The sequence below is a fragment of the Arthrobacter sp. 10T425 genome, assembly GCF_056393985.1.
The window spans coordinates 124755-142777 of the sequence record NZ_JBFTGZ010000010.1 but is presented as its reverse complement, the minus strand read 5'-3'; the positions used below and the strand labels follow the sequence as shown (position 1 = coordinate 142777).

General features: G+C 67.6%; 21 protein-coding genes. 8 read left to right on the top strand and 13 right to left on the bottom strand.

Annotated features, from left to right (window positions below; genetic code table 11):
- Positions 1 to 23: 23 nt before the first annotated feature.
- The gene (locus AC1DDH_RS13520) at positions 24 to 2327 is read left to right on the top strand and encodes a heavy metal translocating P-type ATPase (protein ID WP_476955616.1); all 2304 of its coding nucleotides are present in this window, start codon (positions 24 to 26) and stop codon (positions 2325 to 2327) included.
- Between the two features lie 26 nt (positions 2328 to 2353).
- On the opposite strand, the gene AC1DDH_RS13515 is transcribed toward AC1DDH_RS13520, so the two are convergent.
- Entirely contained in the window at positions 2354 to 2626 is a 273-nt protein-coding gene (locus AC1DDH_RS13515; protein ID WP_028277626.1) for a DUF2277 domain-containing protein, read from the bottom strand.
- Between the two features lie 118 nt (positions 2627 to 2744).
- A complete protein-coding gene (locus AC1DDH_RS13510) occupies positions 2745 to 3698 on the bottom strand; it encodes an EamA family transporter (protein ID WP_476947421.1) in 954 nt (317 codons plus the stop codon).
- Between the two features lie 240 nt (positions 3699 to 3938).
- On the opposite strand from AC1DDH_RS13510, the gene AC1DDH_RS13505 reads away from it, so the two are divergent.
- A complete protein-coding gene (locus AC1DDH_RS13505) occupies positions 3939 to 4481 on the top strand; it encodes a CGNR zinc finger domain-containing protein (RefSeq protein ID WP_230007185.1) in 543 nt (180 codons plus the stop codon).
- A gap of 98 nt (positions 4482 to 4579) precedes the next feature.
- Here AC1DDH_RS13505 and AC1DDH_RS13500 read toward each other — a convergent pair whose 3' ends face one another.
- The 3 genes from AC1DDH_RS13500 to AC1DDH_RS13490 form a co-directional block, all read right to left on the bottom strand.
- Positions 4580 to 4942, bottom strand: coding sequence for a hypothetical protein (locus AC1DDH_RS13500; RefSeq protein ID WP_476870326.1), 363 nt, complete (start codon positions 4940 to 4942; stop codon positions 4580 to 4582).
- 83 nt (positions 4943 to 5025) lie between these two features.
- On the bottom strand, positions 5026 to 5619 hold the full coding sequence (locus AC1DDH_RS13495) for a hypothetical protein (RefSeq protein WP_028277630.1): 594 nt from the start codon (positions 5617 to 5619) through the stop codon (positions 5026 to 5028).
- Positions 5620 to 5657: 38 nt separating this feature from the next.
- On the bottom strand, positions 5658 to 7013 hold the full coding sequence (locus AC1DDH_RS13490; RefSeq protein WP_476947366.1) for an MATE family efflux transporter: 1356 nt from the start codon (positions 7011 to 7013) through the stop codon (positions 5658 to 5660).
- 149 nt (positions 7014 to 7162) lie between these two features.
- Between AC1DDH_RS13490 and AC1DDH_RS13485 the strand changes: the two genes are divergently transcribed.
- Together AC1DDH_RS13485 and AC1DDH_RS13480 are read left to right on the top strand one after the other, a co-directional pair.
- Entirely contained in the window at positions 7163 to 7597 is a 435-nt protein-coding gene (locus tag AC1DDH_RS13485) for a DoxX family protein (RefSeq protein ID WP_028277632.1), read from the top strand.
- Positions 7598 to 7774: 177 nt separating this feature from the next.
- Positions 7775 to 8749, top strand: coding sequence for an acyl-CoA thioesterase (locus AC1DDH_RS13480; RefSeq protein WP_476955608.1), 975 nt, complete (start codon positions 7775 to 7777; stop codon positions 8747 to 8749).
- A 10-nt stretch (positions 8750 to 8759) separates the two neighbouring features.
- Here the strand turns inward: AC1DDH_RS13480 and dnaB are convergent, their stop codons facing one another.
- A complete protein-coding gene (gene dnaB, locus AC1DDH_RS13475; protein WP_018775337.1) occupies positions 8760 to 10145 on the bottom strand; it encodes a replicative DNA helicase in 1386 nt (461 codons plus the stop codon).
- An 845-nt stretch (positions 10146 to 10990) separates the two neighbouring features.
- Between dnaB and AC1DDH_RS13470 the strand changes: the two genes are divergently transcribed.
- Positions 10991 to 11437: a hypothetical protein gene (locus AC1DDH_RS13470; protein ID WP_476850679.1), complete on the top strand. Its 447-nt coding sequence runs from the start codon at positions 10991 to 10993 to the stop codon at positions 11435 to 11437.
- A gap of 3 nt (positions 11438 to 11440) precedes the next feature.
- Positions 11441 to 12013, top strand: coding sequence for a hypothetical protein (locus AC1DDH_RS13465; RefSeq protein WP_476955607.1), 573 nt, complete (start codon positions 11441 to 11443; stop codon positions 12011 to 12013).
- 57 nt (positions 12014 to 12070) lie between these two features.
- Here the strand turns inward: AC1DDH_RS13465 and AC1DDH_RS13460 are convergent, their stop codons facing one another.
- Together AC1DDH_RS13460 and AC1DDH_RS13455 are read right to left on the bottom strand one after the other, a co-directional pair.
- A complete protein-coding gene (locus tag AC1DDH_RS13460) occupies positions 12071 to 12523 on the bottom strand; it encodes a TFIIB-type zinc ribbon-containing protein (protein WP_476955606.1) in 453 nt (150 codons plus the stop codon).
- Positions 12524 to 12597: 74 nt separating this feature from the next.
- A complete protein-coding gene (locus AC1DDH_RS13455) occupies positions 12598 to 13224 on the bottom strand; it encodes an FMN reductase (protein WP_476955605.1) in 627 nt (208 codons plus the stop codon).
- A gap of 140 nt (positions 13225 to 13364) precedes the next feature.
- On the opposite strand from AC1DDH_RS13455, the gene AC1DDH_RS13450 reads away from it, so the two are divergent.
- Entirely contained in the window at positions 13365 to 13787 is a 423-nt protein-coding gene (locus AC1DDH_RS13450) for a DUF1801 domain-containing protein (protein ID WP_230009171.1), read from the top strand.
- A 172-nt stretch (positions 13788 to 13959) separates the two neighbouring features.
- On the opposite strand, the gene rplI is transcribed toward AC1DDH_RS13450, so the two are convergent.
- The 4 genes from rplI to rpsF all read right to left on the bottom strand — a co-directional run bounded on the left by rplI (position 13960) and on the right by rpsF (position 15731).
- Entirely contained in the window at positions 13960 to 14412 is a 453-nt protein-coding gene (gene rplI / locus AC1DDH_RS13445) for a 50S ribosomal protein L9 (RefSeq protein ID WP_018775331.1), read from the bottom strand.
- A gap of 17 nt (positions 14413 to 14429) precedes the next feature.
- Positions 14430 to 14669 carry a 30S ribosomal protein S18 gene (gene rpsR, locus AC1DDH_RS13440; protein ID WP_003800144.1) on the bottom strand — a complete coding sequence of 80 codons (240 nt, stop codon included), beginning with the start codon at positions 14667 to 14669 and terminating at the stop codon, positions 14430 to 14432.
- A gap of 125 nt (positions 14670 to 14794) precedes the next feature.
- Positions 14795 to 15370, bottom strand: coding sequence for a single-stranded DNA-binding protein (locus tag AC1DDH_RS13435; RefSeq protein ID WP_018775330.1), 576 nt, complete (start codon positions 15368 to 15370; stop codon positions 14795 to 14797).
- A 55-nt stretch (positions 15371 to 15425) separates the two neighbouring features.
- Positions 15426 to 15731, bottom strand: a complete 306-nt coding sequence (rpsF, locus tag AC1DDH_RS13430; RefSeq protein ID WP_026266755.1) for a 30S ribosomal protein S6 — start codon at positions 15729 to 15731, stop codon at positions 15426 to 15428.
- Positions 15732 to 16002: 271 nt separating this feature from the next.
- On the opposite strand from rpsF, the gene AC1DDH_RS13425 reads away from it, so the two are divergent.
- Positions 16003 to 16686 (top strand): DUF1345 domain-containing protein, encoded by a 684-nt coding sequence (locus AC1DDH_RS13425; RefSeq protein ID WP_476955604.1) that lies wholly within the window; start codon positions 16003 to 16005, stop codon positions 16684 to 16686.
- Between the two features lie 11 nt (positions 16687 to 16697).
- Here AC1DDH_RS13425 and AC1DDH_RS13420 read toward each other — a convergent pair whose 3' ends face one another.
- Positions 16698 to 18011 carry a M18 family aminopeptidase gene (locus AC1DDH_RS13420; RefSeq protein WP_476955603.1) on the bottom strand — a complete coding sequence of 438 codons (1314 nt, stop codon included), beginning with the start codon at positions 18009 to 18011 and terminating at the stop codon, positions 16698 to 16700.
- Positions 18012 to 18023: the final 12 nt, after the last annotated feature.

The following is an 18023-nucleotide window of genomic DNA, read 5'->3' as shown; positions in this document are numbered from 1 at the left end:
AGGGCGCCGTGAGCAGCGAGCAGTTGTTGGACCAGCAGTTGTTGGACCGGGCCGGGAGCCGTGTCATTGACCTCGATATCGAGGGCATGACGTGCGCGTCCTGCGTCAACCGGGTCGAGCGCAGGCTCGGAAAGCTCGACGGAGTCGAGGCCAGCGTCAACCTGCCCCTCGAATCCGCCCGGGTCAGCGTCCCGGCGGACATCACCGATGACCAGATCACCGCCACGGTCGCGGCCGCGGGCTACAAGGCCACGGTCCGGTCCGGCAGGTATCCGGGCACGCCGGTGGAGGACGCAGGGCTCCCGGCCGGCACCGGATTTCCGGCCGCCACAGCCGCACCCTCGCTTCGCCCGCGGCTGGTTGTGGCGGCCGTACTCACCGTCCCGGTCTTCGCGATCTCGATGATCCCGGCATTCCAGTTCCCGAACTGGGGCTGGGTGGCCGCCATCCTGGCCCTGCCGGTGGTTGCCTGGGCGGCGTGGCCGTTTCACCGCGCCGCGGCCATCAACGCGCGGCATCTGGCCTCGACCATGGACACCCTGGTATCCATCGGCGTGATTGCCGCCTACTCGTTCTCGGTCGGGCAACTCCTTGCCGACCCGGGCATGACCGAACATCCCGCAGCGGAGGGCATGGGCTCCGGCGGCCTGTACTTCGAGGTCGCATCCGTGGTCACCACGTTCCTGCTGCTCGGCCGCTACCTCGAGGCCAACGCCAAACGAAAGGCGGGCGACGCCCTCAAGGCCCTCCTGGACCTGGGGGCCAAGGACGCTACGGTCCTGCGCGGCGGCACCGAGCACAAGATCCCGGCCGACCAGCTGGCCCTCGGAGACGTGATCGTGGTCCGCCCCGGCGAGAAGATCGCCGCCGATGGCGTCGTCATCGACGGCGCCTCTGCGGTGGACGCCTCCCTCGTGACCGGCGAATCCGTGCCCGTGGAAGTCGGCCCGGACAGCCAGGTCACCGGGGCCACCATCAATACCTCAGGCCGGCTCCTGGTCCGTGCCACCCGCGTCGGGTCCGAGACCACCCTGGCCCAGATGGGCAGGCTCGTCTCCGCGGCGCAGACCGGAAAGGCGCCGATCGCCCGGCTCGCCGACCGCATCAGCGCCGTCTTCGTGCCGGTCGTCCTGGTCATCGCCGCCCTCACCTTCGGGGCCTGGCTGATTGCGGCCGCACCGGCCGTCAGGGCCGACGAGGTCCGGGCCGCCTTCACCGCCGCCGTCGCCGTGCTGGTCATTGCCTGCCCCTGCGCCCTCGGGCTGGCCACGCCCGTCGGACTGCTGACCGGCACCGGGCGGGGCGCCCAGCTGGGGATCCTGATCAAGGGTCCGCAAGTCCTCGAGGACACCCGGACGGTGGACACGATCCTGCTGGACAAGACCGGGACCGTCACCACCGGCCGCCTTGCCGTGGACGGCGTCCAAAGTTTCGGGCCGCACAGCGAAGCCGAGGTCCTGCGCCTGGCGGGTGCTGTGGAAAACGCCTCCGAGCACCCGATCGCCCGGGCCATCGCCGCTGCGGCGTTGGGTGCGGCGGCGGGGCGTGTGAACAACAACGGCGCCGGCCTCCCCGCCGTCGCCGGCTTCCGCTCCGCACCCGGCGGCGGAGTCGATGGCACGGTCGACGGCCGGCGCGTGGTCGCGGGGCGCACCGGCTGGCTGTTGGAGTCCGGCGTCGCTCCGGCCCCGGCTCAGCGCGAGGCGCTTGGTGCTGCCGAAGACTCCGGCGCCACGGCCGTCTGGGTTGCCGTGGACGGCGAAATCGCCGGAATCATCAGCCTGCGGGACACCGTTAAGCCCGGTTCCGCGGCCGCAGTTACCCGGCTCCGGGAGCTCGGGCTCCGGCCGATCCTGCTGACCGGCGACAACGCCACTGTGGCTGCCCAGGTGGCGGCCGCCGTCGGGATCAGCCCGCGCGACGTCTTTGCCGGTGTGCTCCCGGCGGGCAAGGTTGAGGCCGTGCGGACGCTGCAAGCGGCCGGCGCCACTGTGGCCATGGCCGGGGACGGCGTTAACGACGCCGCGGCGCTGGCGCAGGCGGACCTGGGCATCGCCATGGGTTCCGGCACCGACGTCGCCATCGAGGCAGCCGATCTGACGGTGATGGGCAACGACCTCGGACAGGTGGCGCAGGCGATCGAGCTTTCCCGCCGGACGCTCGGCACCATCAAGACGAACCTCTTCTGGGCCTTCTTCTACAACGCCGTGGGCATCCCGGTGGCAGCCCTGGGCCTGCTCAACCCGATGATCGCCGGCGCCGCCATGGCCGCCAGCTCCGTGCTGGTGGTGGCCAACTCGCTGCGGCTGCGCAGCTTCGGAAAGTAGTCAGGCCTTAGGCCGGGCGCCCCGCCTCAGGCCGCGCCATAGCGGATGGCAGCCCTGGCTTTGGCTTTGGCCGCTTCCTCCCCGCGGTCCTTTGCCGGGGCGTGGGTCACCAGGGAGTCGAGGAGGTGTTGCGTCGCATGGGCAATCTCATGCACAGCCCGGTTGAAGGCCTCCTCGTTGGCCTTGGACGGCTTGGTGCTGCCGCTGATCTTGCGCACGTATTGCAACGCGGCGGCCTCCACCTCCGCGGTGGTGGCGTGGGGTTCAAAATTGTGGAGGGTCCGGATATTTCGGCACATATCTCCATGCTAAGGGCCTTGTGGTGATTGAGGCACGGTTAGGCGCGTTGTAGGCTGTCGCCCGATTGAGATTCCTTCGGGCCCGGGAACGAGGTGCCCGGGCCGAACGGACAACCGACTACGGCACGGGCTCGCAGTCGTTCGCGTGGTCCAGCGCTGCCGCGCCGGTGCCGGACGGGGCCCGGAGCTCGTCCAGCCGGACCAGCACCACCCCGCCGACGATCAGCAGGCCGCCCAGGAGCTGGATGGGTCCGGGCAGTTCGCCGAGCAGCAGCCACGCCCAGATGACGGCGAACAGCACCTCGGTGAGCGAGACAAAGGACGCGACTTTCGAGCCGAGTGCCCGGGCGGCGACAATTCCGGACACGTACGCCACCACCGTGGCCAGGACCACGAGGCCGCCCAGCGCCACCCACCACGGGGTGACCCAGGCCCCCAGGCGGGTGTCGGCCGTGCTGAAGGCCATCGGCAGCAGCCCGGTTGCCGCGGCAAGCCACATGACGATGGCGCCCACCATGAGCCCGCCGGAAGCCAGCAGGATGGGCGGCAGGGTGTCGTTTTCCTTGGCCGTGATGAAGAAATAGATGGCCAGGCACACCGCGGCCGCGATCCCCCACAGCACCCCGATGAGGTCGACTTTGACGGCCCCGGTGAGGTCCAGGACCAGGATCAGCCCGCCGAGGGACAGGAGAGTGCCGGCAATGGTCAGTGGCCGCGGCCGTTTCCGGCTGGCGGCCCACAGCCAGAGGACGATCAGCACCGGCGCCAGGTACTCCAGCAGCAGGGCGACGCCGACCGAGAGCCGGGATACGGCGTTGAAATAGAACAGCTGGCAGGCGGCGACGCCGATGAATCCGAACAGCAGCACGGTCAGCCAGTTGTCCCGGAGCTGGTGCCAACGCCCGCGCAAGGAGGGAATGGCGAAGACGGCCAGAATCAGGGCCGCACCGGTAAGCCGGGCCGTGACGGCCGCCCCGGGAGTCCAGCCCGTTTCCAGGAGCGCCTTGGCGAATGATCCGGAGAGCCCGAATACCGCGGACGAAAACAGGGCGACGCCCAGGCCCGATGCCATGAACCCGGATGGTGCGGCGGCCCGCGTGGTGCTCTGCCTGGCGGCCTGCTTGCCTCCCCGTTTGCCTTCGAGTTTGCTTCCCTGCGGGGTGCCGCCCGGTTCGGAGGCAGACCGCTGGGCGGCTAGGTCTCGGACCGGTGTGGCGACGGGGCGCTGGGGGGCAGACACGGGCATTCTCCTGTCAGGAGTAAAGTAGGGTTATGCTCATGACATTACGCCCCGGCAAGGTAAGGAGTCAAGATGGTTTTTGCCCCTGACACGGAAGTTGCCCTGCGTTCTGTGGTCAACCTCATCAACACCGCGGCCAACGGTGAGGAACATTTGGCCACAGTCAGGGATCTGGATGCCTTCCTGGAGGCCGAGGGCTTCACCGGTTCCCGTACCCGGGACGGGGCCGAGCTGGCCAGCGTGCGGCGGCTCCGCGGCGAGCTCGCCGAGCTCTGGCAGGCCGAGGAGTCGGCAGCCGCGGGAACTGTGAACCGGCTGCTCCGGGAGGCCCGGGCGCTGCCCCAGCTGGTCAAGCACGAACCCTGGGACTGGCACCTGCACGCCACCACCCCGGAGGCGCCGCTGGCCGACCGGATGAGCACGGAGGCGGCCATGGCGATCGTGGACGTGATCCGCAGCAAGGAAATGGACCGCCTGCTGGTGTGCGCCGCGGACGACTGCGACGCCGTCGTGCTGGACCTGAGCCGCAACCGTTCGAAGCGCTACTGCGACACGGGAAACTGTGCCAACCGCGCGCACGTGGCCGCGTACCGGGCCCGGAAAGCCGCGTCCTGACGCCGAAGGTGCCGGCGGGAGGGGCCCGCGGTGTCGGGCCCCGCTGTCAGGCCGGCCTGTCGGGCCTCACCGTGGGGCCACGCTGCCAGGCCTCGTTGCTAGGCCTGCGGGCCGCTGTCACGGGAATCGCCGGGGCCGGCCTCGGGCCGGGGCTGCGCTGACGGGCCGCCATGGCCGGAGGGCGTGCGTTTGGAACTGAGGTTGACGCCGGAACCCTTCCCCAGGTCAGCGGGATTCTCCTTGTGGCTCATGGCCAGCATGGCGGCCACCACCAGGATCACAATAAAGGCGATGCCGGCGCCGATGAGCGCCAGATCGAACCGGGGCGAGCGGGCGCTGCCGCCCGAGGCGAAGATCAGGACGCCGAAGAAAACCACCACGGCCCAGAACGCGGAGAACATGAGCGGTCCCTTGACCGAGGTCCGCAGGCTGCGGGGCGCTCCGGGTTTCTGCTGTGCCAAGGTGTTTTCCTCCTGCAGCCCGCGCAAATAGCGTGGCTGTCTTGTTACCGCGATTGTTCTACGCCGGGTAGAACCTGTCGGTACTAGTTTACGGCCTCCGCGGAATCGCCCGGAGCATCATGGCGCAGGGTCAGTCCGGACAACATCCACAGGACGCCGCTGATGATGGCCCCGCCGCCGGCAACGCCGAGGAGGGCATGCGGGCCGAGGCCGATGAAGAACGGCAGCGCGATCGCAGTGCCCAGTCCGATCACGCCGGAGGCGATCCAGTCACGGGCCAGCACGGACCGGCCGCGGCCACGAATGCCCGCGAACAGCTCCGCGGCGCCGGCCACGCCCAGGCCCAGGGCCGCGATGGTTCCGAAGACGAGCGGGGCGGGGATCAGGGCCACGGCCGCGCCGGCTCCGGCCAGGGCTGCCCCGCCGGCGGAAAGGACTCTGCCAGCGCCTTCCCGCGGGGGGAATCCGGTCTTGGGTACGGTCCAGATCATCACCACACCGGTGGCCAGCAGGTAGAGGCCGCCGGCCCAGCCCATGCCCGATTCTGGCGGCGCCGCCCAGAACACGGTGACCGCGCCAAACACGAGCGCGACGGCCGCCCTGACAAGCACGGGCTTGAAGAGGTCGGCCGCGGCGCGGATGGCAGGGGTCGCGTCAGGCGCTGCGGGAAGAGTCACCCGTCCAGTTTAGTGCTTGGCACGTACCCAGCCCGAACTCACCGCGCGCCGAGCACCATCCACCGGTCCGTCCTGGCCCGGAGGCCCAGCGTCAGCGCCCGCGCCGCCATGTAGCCGAGTGAGAACGCGGCCCACAGCCAGAGCAATCCCGCGCCGGCACCGGCGCCGGAATACAGCACGGCCAGCAGCAGCGGCAGGTAGGCAGCGAGGTTGACGACGCCGGCGATCGCCAGGTAGCGGGCGTCGCCCGCGCCGATGAGGACGCCGTCAAGGACGAAGACGTACCCGGCCAGCGGCTGCCCGGCGGCGAGCACCCAGAGGGCGAGGGTGAGTGCCGCCCGGACTTCGGCGTCGGGTGTGAAGAGGGCGCCCGCCCACGGTGCCGCGGCTGCCAGAAGGATTCCGGTCAGGACGCCGAAGCCGACCCCCCACCGGGTCATGGTGCGCGTCAGCGCTCGTGCCGCCACCGGCCGGGCCGCGCCGAGTTCCTTGCCGATCAAGGCCTGGGCCGCGATCGCGAGGGCGTCGAGGGCGAAAGCGAAGAACGTGAAGACGGTCATGGCCAGCTGATGCGCGGCGAGATTGACCGGCCCCTGGGCGGTGACCACCACCACCGTGGCGAGAATCGCGATCCGCAGGCTGAGTGTGCGCAGCATCAGCCAGGAACCCACCCCGGTCAGGGCCCGGATGCCACGCCAGTCCGGCCGCAGGGACACCCCGTGGTTGCGGGCGTTGCGCCGGACGATCAGCACATAGACGGCCGCCATGGCCCACTGCGCGATGCTCGTGCCCACGGCCGAGCCGGTCACGGACCAGCCCAACCCGTAGACGAGGACCAGGTTCAGCGCGATGTTCAGCGTGAAACCCGCAGCGGCGACGATCAGCGGGGTCCGGGTGTCCTGGAGTCCGCGCAGCACCCCGGTGCCCGCGAAGATGAGCAGCATCGCCACGAGGCCGGGCATGGACCCGCGCACATAGTCCACGGCAAAGGCATGCACCTCGCCGTCGGCGCCCATCAGGTCCAGGAGCGGGCCCGCGGCCAGGAACCCGGCGACCGCAAGGACGAGTCCGAGCAGCAAAGCCAACCAGATGCCGTCGCGCCCGGCGGCGAGGGCTTTGGCCAGCTGGCCGTTGCCGATGGCCCGCGCCACTGCCGGGGTGGTGGAGTACGCGAGGAACACCATCAGTCCGACTGCCGTGTGCAGGACCGCCGATGCCAGCCCGACGCCGGCCAGTTCGGCCACGCCGAGATGGCCCACAATGGCCGAATCCGCGAGCAGGAACAGCGGCTCGGCGATCAGGGCGCCGAAAGCCGGCACTGCCAGGCGCAGGATTTCCCGGCGCTGCCCGGTAGTCGGCGGCGGGGCGGTGGACAGCTGCGGGGAAGGTTGCACGCGTTAACCCTAGCCGGGCCGTTGAATCGACCCAGCGCGTCATTTAGTTGACATTTCAACTAAATATCCGGAAGACTGGATCTTGAACGCAACCGAAGCCGCGGCGGCTGAGAGCCGCGCCGCCCCCTACTTACGAAACGGTATTTCCCATGAACCAGCCCGCCCTGACCACCTCCGCCCGAACCATCCTGCGCGTCATCGCCGGCTTCCTTTTCGCCGCCCACGGCTGGCAGAAGTTCAACGAATTCACGATCGCAGGCACCCAGGCCGCCTTCACCCAGATGGGTGTTCCGGCAGCCCAGGCGGTGGCTCCCGTCGTCGCGACCCTCGAGCTCGTCGGCGGTGTCGCGCTGATCCTGGGCGTGCTCACCCGCGTGTTTGCGGTCCTCCTCGCACTGGACATGCTCGGCGCCCTGTTCATGGTCCACGCCTCCGCCGGCGTCTTCGTCGCAACCGGCGGCTATGAACTCGTCCTGATCCTGGCGGCCGCCGCCGCAGCCGTGGCCCTCGTCGGTGCCGGCAAGTTCTCCGCCGACCGCGCCCTCTTCGGCCGCGCCGACTCGAAGCTCCGCGTCCTGGCCTAAGGCATCCACGGCATGGCTCACGGCCTGGAGCGCGACGGCGGGCGGTCACCTTTTGGTGGCCGCCCGCCGTCGTGTGTCTCCGGGTTATGGCGTGGTTATGGCGTGGTTGTGGCCTGCAGGAGAGCGATTGTGTCGCTGGCCGGCCGCGCCTGCCGGGCCAATCAGTAAACTCGCATTATGAGCGAGAACGCGCCCAATTCCGTGAGCCTGCGCTTCCTGGCGGCCCCCACCGATGTCGGCCACAGCGGCTCGGTCGACGCCGGCACCGTGCTCGAGTGGGTGGACAAGGCGGCCTATGCCGCCGCCGTCGGCTGGGCAAAGTCCTACTGCGTGACGGCCTACGTGGGGAACATCCACTTCGCGGACCCGGTCAACAGTGGCGACATGGTGGAGGTCGAGGCCACGATCGTGTACACCGGGCGGTCCTCGATGCATATCCGCACCGTGGTGTCCTCGGGCGATCCGAAGGGCGGCCCCGCCACCATGCGCAGCCAGTGCATCGTGATCTTCGTGGCCGTGGGCGCGGACGGCAAGCCCATACCGGTGCCGCAGTTCGTCCCTGAGACGCCGGACGAAATCGAACAGCGGGACCACGCGCTGGCCCGGATCAAGGTCCGCGAGGACATTGTGGAGGCCATGAGCGGACAGGAATATACCGACGCCGGCACGGCCGAGAGCGTGGTGCTGCGGTTCATGGCCGCGCCCACGGACGTGAACTGGGGCGGCAAGGTGCACGGCGGCATCGTCATGAAGTGGATCGACGAGGCTGCCTATGTCTGCGCCTCCCGCTACTGCGGCAAGGACACCGTGGCCGTATTCTCCGGCGGTGTCCGATTCTACCGGCCGCTGCTGATCGGCCACGTCGTAGAGGTGGAGGCCCGTCTGGTCTACACCGGCACCAAGGGCATGCACATCGCCGTCCACGTCCGCTCCGGAGACCCCAAGGGGCGCGAGCTGAACCTGACCACGTACTGCCTGACGGTCATGGTCGCCCGAGACGAGACCGGCACCTCGGTCCCGATTCCGCAGTGGGTGCCGGTGTCAGAAGAGGATATCCGGCTGCACGCCCACGCCCGCGAACTGCTGGAAATCCGCGGCCGGGCCCCGGGGAACCGGCTGCCCAACCACCTGCTCGCGGACCGCGACCACTAGCCGGGCGGGGCTAGAAGCCGCCGCCACCGCCGGCGTCGGCGGCCATGTTGGCAAACCGCGAGTAGTGGCCCTGGAAAGCCACCACAATGTCTTTTGTGGGGCCGTTACGGTGCTTGGCGATCAGGATGTCCGCCTCGCCCGCGCGCGGGGACTCCTTGTCATAGACGTCTTCGCGGTGCAGCAGGATCACCATGTCGGCATCCTGCTCGATGGAGCCGGATTCGCGCAGGTCCGAGACCATGGGGCGCTTGTCCTGGCGCTGCTCGGAGCCACGGTTCAGCTGCGACAGCGCGATCACCGGCACCTGGAGTTCCTTGGCCAGGAGCTTCAGGGCACGGGAGAACTCGGAGACTTCCTGCTGGCGGGATTCCACTTTCTTGCCCGAGCTCATGAGCTGCAGGTAGTCCAGGATCACCAGCTTGAGGTCATGCTGCTGCTTCAGGCGCCGGCACTTGGCCCGGATCTCCATCAGCGACATGTTGGGGCTGTCATCGATGAACAGCGGCGCATCGTTCATCCGGCCCATGGTGGTGGCAATCTTGGACCACTGTTCGTCCTTGATGGTGCCCTTGCGGAGGTCCTGGAGACCGATCGTGGCCTCGGCGGACAGCAGGCGCATGGCGATCTCGTTGCGGCCCATTTCGAGGGAAAACATGACGGTCGCAAGGTTGTTCTTGATGGCGGCCGAGCGGGCGAAGTCCAGCGCGAACGTGGACTTGCCGACGGCCGGGCGGGCGGCGATGACGATCATCTGGCCGGGATGCAGGCCGTGGGTGAGTTCATCGAGCTCGTAGAAGCCGGTGGGTACACCCACCATGCCCTCGCCGCGGTGGCCGGAGGCCTCGATCTCGTCCACGGTGGATTCCATGACGTCCTTGAGGACCACATAGTCCTCGGCGGTCCGGCGTTCGGCGACGGCGTAGACCTCGGCCTGGGCCTGGTTGACCAGGTCTTCGACCTCGCCGTCCTGTCCGTAGCCGAGCTGGACGATCTTGGTGCCGGCGTTGACCAGGCGGCGCAGCACCGCGCGTTCGCCCACGATTTCAGCGTAGTAACCGGCGTTGGCCGCCGTGGGGACGGTCTGGATGAGTTCGTGCAGGTAGGCGGGTCCGCCGATCCTGTTGATTTCGCCGCGCTTGGTCAGCTCGTCCGAGACGGTCACGGCGTCCGCGGGCTCGCCGCGGCCATAGAGGTCGATGATGGCCTCGTAGATGGTTTCGTGCGCCGGACGGTAGAAGTCCTGGCCACGCAGGATCTCGACGACGTCGGCGATGGCGTCCTTGGACAGCATCATGCCGCCCAGGACTGACTGCTCCGCGGGGATGTCCTGCGGAGGCTTGCGGCTGCCCTCGGCTCCCCGCGTACCCTCGACTGAGTCCAGATGCGTAACTGACAAAACTGCCGTCCTTCATTGTGTGCCGTGGCGGATGTCCGTTCGCCGCGGCGCGTAAGCACTGCGCCTTATGCCCAATGCCCTCGTACCCAGTGCTTTACAGCCAAGCGCCGTATCCCGGCGGGTCAACGCCCAGCCGCTGCGGTGCTCAACGGCCGTGATGCCGAACTGTTGTCATTGCGGAGCTGTGATGCGTACCTGCTGTGTTGCCGAACTGCTGTGTTGCCGAACTGCTGTGATTCCGAACTGCTGTGCTGCCGAACTGCTGTGATGCGGGCGGCAAAACCCGGCACATGCCGGCCGCTCTATTCTTACCAGTCAGCTCCGACAGTTCGCGCCGGGCCAGCAACCGCCGTTATCCACAGTGCTGGTGCGGCCGCAGGGCGCCGGATCCCGGAGCCGGTGTCCTGGTGGGCACCATCCGGCGACCGCAGGTTTTTCCACTTCCCACGCCCGATATCCTGCTACGTTATCCGCCGCCGGGGCAGGCACCAACCCGGCCGCTCCGCTGCCCTGTGGATAACCTGTGCACTAGTGCCTGATGCTTGTGCACAGTCTGTGGGTAGAGCTGTGGATAGAAAAAAAGTTAAGCCTGTATTCAGTGCTTGACCTGCGGAAATGTTGCATTCATCTTGTGGACACAAAACAATTTCCGCCAAGCTTCATCCACAGCCTGCACCTTGGAGCTGGGGATACGATGCGGCACAGGAGGCCACATTTGCCGCCCGATACGCACATTTTGTGACCGGATTCATTCCCGCCGAGCCGAATTGACGCCAGCAGCGGCGCACTGTACGCGAGGTGCGGAACATGCTGTGGATAACCGCAATCTGGCATAAGCTCTAATCATGGGCGATGTACTGATAGTCATGTTGCCTGCCCTCATCCTCGCGGCGGTGCTCTGGGCGGCGGTCACGGCGTTGAAGCCGCGGAACCACGGCATCTCAGATGCCGAGCGTTACCAGCAGGAACTGGCGCTCAAGTCCCAGGCCCACTACGCGGCACAGGTCCGGGCTGCCGAGGCCTCCCGCGCCCGGATTGAAGCTACCACGCGCCCCAGCCAGAACTCCCAGCAGCAATCGCAGCAGGCCGACCACGCCCGCTCCGCCCTTTTGGGCCGGGACAGCTCCGGCCACCAGGATGCGTTGTCCGCCATTGGACACCTGAGCCCACAGCTCCTCTTGCAGCTCCAATCGCTGGCCCACGACGGCCACAAGACGAAGGCCGTCCGGCTGCTGCGGCAATCGACGCGCTCGGACCTGAAGACCGCAAAGAATTACGTAGATCGGCTCTAGCACATGGACTCCCTGCTCATTCCCGTACTGATCCTGGTGCTCGTGGCCGCCGCCGTACTGCTGGCGATACGGGCGTGGAGCCGCCGCGGCGAACGCACCATGCCGGCACCAGCGCCGCAGCCGGACCCCAACTCCGCGGAGCTGGCCCGGACGGCGGCCGCCAAGCTCACCGAGGACCAGCACCGGCAGCTCTACGCGCTGATCGCGCAGGGGCAGGCCATGACCGCCATCAAGGTCTACCTCGAGGCCACAGGCGAGGGCCTCCGGGCGTCCCGCGACGCCGTCGCGGCGCTGGCAGCCCACCCCCAGCCCTTCCGCGCCCCTGAGCCGGCGCCGGCGGCCGTACCGGACGACGACGACGTGCCCCAGCGGTTCTCGTACCGCTACCGCGCGATCGCCAGCAAGGGCGATGTCACCCGCGAGGTGAGCAGCAACATGCTCAATGATGAGATCTACGGGAGGATCCGCACCCTGGCTAAGAGCGGCGACACCGAGGCCGCAGCGACCGCCCTGACCCGCCACTCGGATATTTCCATGAAACAGGCCCGGGAGTTCATCGCACTGCTCGGCGACTGAGCCCCGCGGGGCCCACGCCGGCTCCGGGCCACCGGCACGGCCGGGGACCCGGCATGGCTAGAAGTCGAACAAGTCCCCCAGCCAGCCTTCCTTCTTCTTCGGACGACGGCGGTCATCGTAACGCGGCTGCTCATACCTGGACTGGTCGGGACGCGGACGGTCGCGGCGGTCATCGTACCGGCGCTCGTCATAGCTGCCGTCATCCGGACGCCGGTCGTCCCGGCGCGGGTCGAGGTTGTACAGCGGCGGCGGAATGTGGCCAGCAACCGCAGGTGAAAACGACGCAGGTGAAAACTCGGCAGGTGAAAACGCCGCAGGTGGCATCGCTGCCGGCGGCAGTGGTTTAGCGGGGACGCCGGCTGCCGGGCCCAACGACTCCGCCGCACGGTCAATGATCTTGTCCAGCTCTCCCCGGTCCAGCCACACCCCGCGGCATTGGGGGCAATAGTCAATCTCCACGCCGCTGCGTTCACTCATGATCAGGTCAATAGAATCCACGGGACATTTCATGTCCCGGACAACGAGCGGGCGGCCGAAAAGGTTCGGACGGCGCTGCAGGCCCGGGAGCCCTGCGCCGGGCAGACCTACCGCCGGGCAGCGATCCCGGCCAGCAGCTGCTCAAACGGCAGGGACTCCAGCGCGACCGGCTTCTGCTGCGGCCCTGAGTCCTGCAGCAGGGCGACAAACTCCCCCGCCGCCCGGTCCACGCGCACCGACAGTGGCGAGCCGCCGTCGTCGTTGTTTCCCCAGTCCTGCGGCCCGGCGAAAACCGCGGTGGCGGCGATCCGGGTGCGCAGGTAGGTGAACAGCGGCCGCATCGCGAAGTCCAGCACCATCTGGTGCCGGTCCGTGCCGGCGGTGGCCCCGATCAGCACGGCCTTGCCTTCGAGCGCCTTGGGATCGAGCACGTCGATGAAGGACTTGAAAAGCCCGCTGTAGGACGCGCTGAACACGGGGCTGACGGCGATCAGGCCATCAGAGGCCTCGACGCCGGCAATCACTTCGGCGAGCCGCGGAGCCGCATACCCGGTTACAAAGTTGTTGGCGATGTCCACGGCGAGGTCCCGCAACTCCAGGACCTCGATGTCCACGGCGTAGCCGGCCGCGGCAAGCTGCCGCTCGGCCGAGGCCGCCAGCTGGTCCGCGAGCAGGCGGCTTGAGGAGGGGACGCCGAGTCCGGCGGAGATAACGGTGATACGGCGGGTTTCCACGGAGTGCTCCTAAGTTGAATCCTGGTCAGCAACGCGACTACATGCGTTTGCATCTACCTTTAGAAGCGGCGGGATAGGGGATTTATTCCCGGCCAACCTCCCCGCCTGACAGGAATGTCGCGCTCTGCAAGACTGCCCTCATGGCAGAAAACAAAACGCAGGCAACCGGCGCGTCGGTTCAGGAGTTCCTGGCCGCCGTCGAGCATCCGGTCCGGCGCGCCGACGGGTTCCGCCTGCTGGCGCTGATGTCCGAAATAACGGGCGAACCGGCGCAAATGTGGGGTCCGACGATTGTGGGCTTCGGCCGCTACCACTACAAGTACGCGAGCGGCAGGGAGGGCGATGCCGCGGCGGTCGGCTTCTCCCCCAGGAAATCCAGCCTGTCGCTCTACGGCCTGACATATGGGCCGGAGGCCGCCGAACTCCTCGGCAGGCTGGGCAGGCACAAGCTCGGCGCCGGCTGCCTGTACGTCAACAAGCTCGACGACGTCGACGAGGCCGTGCTCACCGAACTGGTCCGGCTCGGCTACCGGCATGTCACCACGGCGCTGCACCACGCCTAAGGGGATCCGCCCCGCCAAAGCAACGCGGGGTCACCTACGGCCCATGACGCCGTCCAACATGGACCGCAAGTGACCTCGTGTTGGGGTTAAAGCAGAAGGCCCCCGCCGTCGGTCCTCAGAGAGGTCCGGAGGCGGGGGCCTTCCAGCAGTTCAGGACTGCAGCCGGTGAGGGCTACTTACCTGCTACTACGTCGAGTTCGATCACAGCGGAAACGTCGTCGTGCAGACGGACGTTTGCCTGGTAGGAACCGGTCGACTTGATGTGTGCCGGCAGTTCAACCTTGCGCTTGTCGATGCGGCCCAGGCCTGCGGCCTCAACAGCGTCGGCCACGTCGCCCTGCTTGACGGTGCCGAACAGGCGTCCGGTTGCGCCAGCCTTGACGACCAGCTTGACCGGCTTGGCGGAGAGTGCAGCAGCCTGCTTCTGAGCGTCTTCCAGGGAAGCGTGCTCGCGGGCAACGCGGGCAGCCTTGATGGACTCAACCTGCTTCTCGCCACCCTTGGACCAGGTCAGGGCGAAGTTGCGGGGCAGCAGGTAGTTACGTGCGTAACCGTCCTTGACCTCGACAACGTCGCCAGCAGCACCGAGACCGGTTACTTCGTGGGTCAGAATGAGCTTTGCCATTTTAGTTAATCCCTTCCTTAGCCGCGGCCAGCGCCGGAGTAAGGCAGCAGAGCAACTTCGCGGGCGTTCTTGATTGCCTGGGCGATCTTGCGCTGTTCCTGCACCGTGACGCCAGTGACGCGACGGGCGCGGATCTTTCCGCGGTCGGAGATGAACTTGCGCAGCAATGCTACGTCCTTGTAGTCGATGACAGTGATGTCAGCGGCCTTCAAGGGGTTGGACTTTGGTTTGGGCTTACGGAGTTCAGCCTTAGCCATCGTGGAGCTCCTATTCGATGGAGCCCGTGGATATTGATCCACGGGATGGTGGTGATCCGGCGCAGTCTGCACCAGGCCGCGTTGCGGCGGCCAGTCGGTTTTCGTTGCCGGACCTTAGATGTTGTTTAGAAGGGAGGTTCGGAATCCGGGCCGTTGCCCCAGCCGCCGCCCGCATTGCTGACCCCGGGCGTGGCCCACGGGTCTTCCTGCGCGGCGGGCTGGTTGCCGCCCCATGTCCCACCGGTGTTGCCGCCCTGGTTTGCACCCTGGCCGCCACCGAATCCACCGCCGCTGTTGCCGCCGCCGAAGCCACCCTGACCACCCTGACCGCCGGAGCGCTGGGTGCGGTTGACCTTGGCGTTGGCGTAGCGCAGGCTCGGGCCGATTTCATCGACCTCAAGCTCGATAACGGTGCGCTTCTCGCCTTCTTTTGTTTCGTAGGAACGGCTCTTCAAGCGGCCGGAGACGATAACGCGCATGCCCTTGGTCAGGGACTCGGCGACGTTTTCGGCTGCTTCGCGCCAGACCGACGCGCGGAGGAACAGGGTTTCCCCGTCCTTCCACTCATTGGACTGCCGGTCGAAGGTGCGGGGAGTAGAAGCGATGGTGAAATTCGCTACGGCCGAACCGGACGGTGTGAACCTGAGTTCGGGGTCATTGGTGAGGTTACCGATAACCGTGATAGTGGTTTCGCCTGCCATCTACTGCCTCCTTGTGCGTTCCTGCGGGGATGAAGATTGAAGGTTGGCTGCTGAATTACTCAGCAACAACTTTCTGCTCTTCGGGGCGGGTGATCTTGGTGCGCATGATGGTCTCGTTGAGACTCAGCTGGCGGTCAAGTTCCTTGGCGGTAGCCGGCTCGGCGGTGAAGTTCACCACGGCGTAGATACCTTCGGACTTCTTCTGGATTTCGTAAGCCAGGCGACGACGGCCCCAGATGTCAACCTTTTCGATGGTTCCACCATCGTTGGTGATGACGTTCAGGAACTTCTGAAGCGACGGCTCAACGGCACGCTCTTCGACCTCGGGGTCGATGATTACCATCAATTCGTAAGGACGCATATGTGAACCCACCTCCTTTGGGCTAAGCGGTTACGGCATTTCCGTAACAGGAGGTTCATTTGCGGTGTCGTGCAATGCCCGGCCGCCGGAACGGAGGCAGGGCGCAGCACAGACTTCAATAGCTTAGTGCATGCGGGCCGGAATCCGCGATTCCGTGCCTCCACCGTACGGCCCCGCGGCCTGGCCGGGAAGAGCGTCGGCGGCCATGTGGATAACCGCCACACGGCCAGCGTTCAGTCGGGGGGCGCATCGGCTGTGCCATGATCTGAAAATGCACACCAACCCCTCGTCAGCCGTGCCGCCACCGCTCCGCCGCAGCCGTCTCCGCTTCGCCGCCATGGTGCTGTTGGGGCTACTCGCCGCCGGGGCGGCCGGAATGTCAGGGCACTGGGTGCAGGCTCCCACGATTGGCTGGTGCGCCGCCGCCTTGACCTACGTCGTCTGGGTCTGGCTGGTTATCGGCCGCCTCGACCCCGCGGACACCCGGTTGCACGCCACAACGGAAGACCCGGCCCGGAGCACGACGGACCTGCTTATCCTGGCCGCCAACGCCGCCAGCCTGGGGGCGGCGGCAGCGGTCATCGTGGATTCGCACAACAACACTGACACCCTCTCCAGGATTGCCGGCGGGCTGCTCGCGGTAGTCTCGGTGGCGCTGTCCTGGACCCTGGTCCAGACGCTGTTCACACTGCGGTACGCGGAGCTGTACTACGGCACGGGCGCGAGGGCAGGCTCCCGGGTGGGCGGCATCGACTTCAACCAGAGCCGGCCGCCGCAGTACACCGATTTCGCCTACTTAGCCACAAGTCTGGGCATGACGTACCAGGTATCGGACACCGCGCTGCAGAACCATGGCATCCGGGCCGAGGCCCTCAAGCACAGCCTGCTCTCCTACCTCTTTGGGACCATCATTCTGGCAACCACCATCAACCTCGTAGTCGGCGTCGCCGCGTAGGGCGCCAGGCGTCAGGCCGCCGTCCGGAAGAACGTCCGGGTCACCGCGGCCAGCCGGTGCGGGTCCGCGACGCCGCAGAGCTCGCGTGCCGAGTGCATCGACAGCAGGGCGACGCCGACGTCGACCGTCCGGATTCCCAGCCGGGTGGCGGTCAGCGGGCCGATCGTCGACCCGCACGGCATCACGTTGTTGGAGACGAATTCCTGGTACGGAATACCGGCGTCGGTGCACAGCCGGGCCCAGAGGGCGGCGCCGGCGGCGTCGGTGGCATAGCGCTGGTTGGCATTGATCTTCAGCAGCGGCCCGCCGTTGAGGACCGGCCGGTTGGCGGGATCGTGCCGCTCGGGATAGTTCGGGTGCACGGCGTGGCCGGCGTCCGCGGAGACGCAGAACGACGCCGCGAAGGCCTGCCGCCGCTGGCTTGCAGAGGCGCCGAGTCCGTCCGAGATCCGCACGAGGACATCTTCGAGGATGGGCCCGCACGCCCCGGACCGGGACGCTGAGCCGATTTCCTCGTGGTCGAAGGCGGCCAGCACGGCAATCGGCGCACCGTCCGGGACGGGCGTGGCGGCGTGCGCCACCAGCGCCGTGAGCCCGGCGTGCGTCGCGGAGAGGTTGTCGAGCCGGCCGGAGGCGAAGAATTCGCCCCTGGCGCCGAACACCGCCGGGGCCTGGGTGTCTGCGATGACGACGTCGTACCCGCCGATCTGCGCCGGATCCACCTCGGCATCGGCAACGCGGTCCGCAAGGAGTCCGAGCAGGTCCTCGCCGGCGGGATCGCCCAGGCCAAAGACCGGATTCATGTGCTGCTGCTTGTCCAGGGCCAGGCCCTCATTGACGGCCCGGTCCAGGTGGATGGCGAGCTGCGGGAAGCGCAGCAGCGGGCCGGTGGCCGTGAGGTGCTGCGTGCCGTCGCGCATGACGAGCCGGCCGGCGAGCTGGAGTTCGCGGTCCAGCCAGGAGTTCAGGAGGGGTCCGCCGTAGACCTCGACGCCGGCCTGCAGCCAGCCGAACTTGCCGGTAGTGGGCTTCGGCTTGAGTTTGAAGGAGGGCGAGTCCGTGTGCGCGCCGAGGATGTTGAAACCCGTGGTCGGTCCGGCGCCTGCCGGCACCACCCAGGCGATGAGGGCGCCGTCGCGGATCACGTAGAACTTGCCGGCGGCGGCCGCGGGCTCCGGCCAGGGCTGCAGTTCGTCCAGGCCGGTGAAGCCCGCCGCGTCCAGCCGGCGCGCGGCCTCGTGGACGGCGTGGAAGCTCGACGGCGACGCGCTGACGTACGCGCCGAGGTCCTGGATGTGCTCTGCGGCAGTGCTCGGTGTGGGCATGGCTCCGAGTCT

Bases quoted from the DNA above. Each gene is read 5' to 3' on its own strand.
- rpsR (WP_003800144.1), bottom strand. From the start codon at position 14,669: ATGGCTAAGGCTGAACTCCGTAAGCCCAAACCAAAGTCCAACCCCTTG.
- AC1DDH_RS13425 (WP_476955604.1), top strand. From the start codon at position 16,003: ATGCACACCAACCCCTCGTCAGCCGTGCCGCCACCGCTCCGCCGCAGC.
- AC1DDH_RS13420 (WP_476955603.1), bottom strand. From the start codon at position 18,011: ATGCCCACACCGAGCACTGCCGCAGAGCACATCCAGGACCTCGGCGCG.
- AC1DDH_RS13480 (WP_476955608.1), top strand. From the start codon at position 7,775: ATGAGCGAGAACGCGCCCAATTCCGTGAGCCTGCGCTTCCTGGCGGCC.
- rplI (WP_018775331.1), bottom strand. From the start codon at position 14,412: ATGGCAAAGCTCATTCTGACCCACGAAGTAACCGGTCTCGGTGCTGCT.
- AC1DDH_RS13505 (WP_230007185.1), top strand. From the start codon at position 3,939: ATGGTTTTTGCCCCTGACACGGAAGTTGCCCTGCGTTCTGTGGTCAAC.
- AC1DDH_RS13460 (WP_476955606.1), bottom strand. From the start codon at position 12,523: ATGAAATGTCCCGTGGATTCTATTGACCTGATCATGAGTGAACGCAGC.
- AC1DDH_RS13485 (WP_028277632.1), top strand. From the start codon at position 7,163: ATGAACCAGCCCGCCCTGACCACCTCCGCCCGAACCATCCTGCGCGTC.
- rpsF (WP_026266755.1), bottom strand. From the start codon at position 15,731: ATGCGTCCTTACGAATTGATGGTAATCATCGACCCCGAGGTCGAAGAG.
- AC1DDH_RS13450 (WP_230009171.1), top strand. From the start codon at position 13,365: ATGGCAGAAAACAAAACGCAGGCAACCGGCGCGTCGGTTCAGGAGTTC.
- AC1DDH_RS13515 (WP_028277626.1), bottom strand. From the start codon at position 2,626: ATGTGCCGAAATATCCGGACCCTCCACAATTTTGAACCCCACGCCACC.
- AC1DDH_RS13465 (WP_476955607.1), top strand. From the start codon at position 11,441: ATGGACTCCCTGCTCATTCCCGTACTGATCCTGGTGCTCGTGGCCGCC.
- AC1DDH_RS13435 (WP_018775330.1), bottom strand. From the start codon at position 15,370: ATGGCAGGCGAAACCACTATCACGGTTATCGGTAACCTCACCAATGAC.
- AC1DDH_RS13470 (WP_476850679.1), top strand. From the start codon at position 10,991: ATGGGCGATGTACTGATAGTCATGTTGCCTGCCCTCATCCTCGCGGCG.
- AC1DDH_RS13510 (WP_476947421.1), bottom strand. From the start codon at position 3,698: ATGGCATCGGGCCTGGGCGTCGCCCTGTTTTCGTCCGCGGTATTCGGG.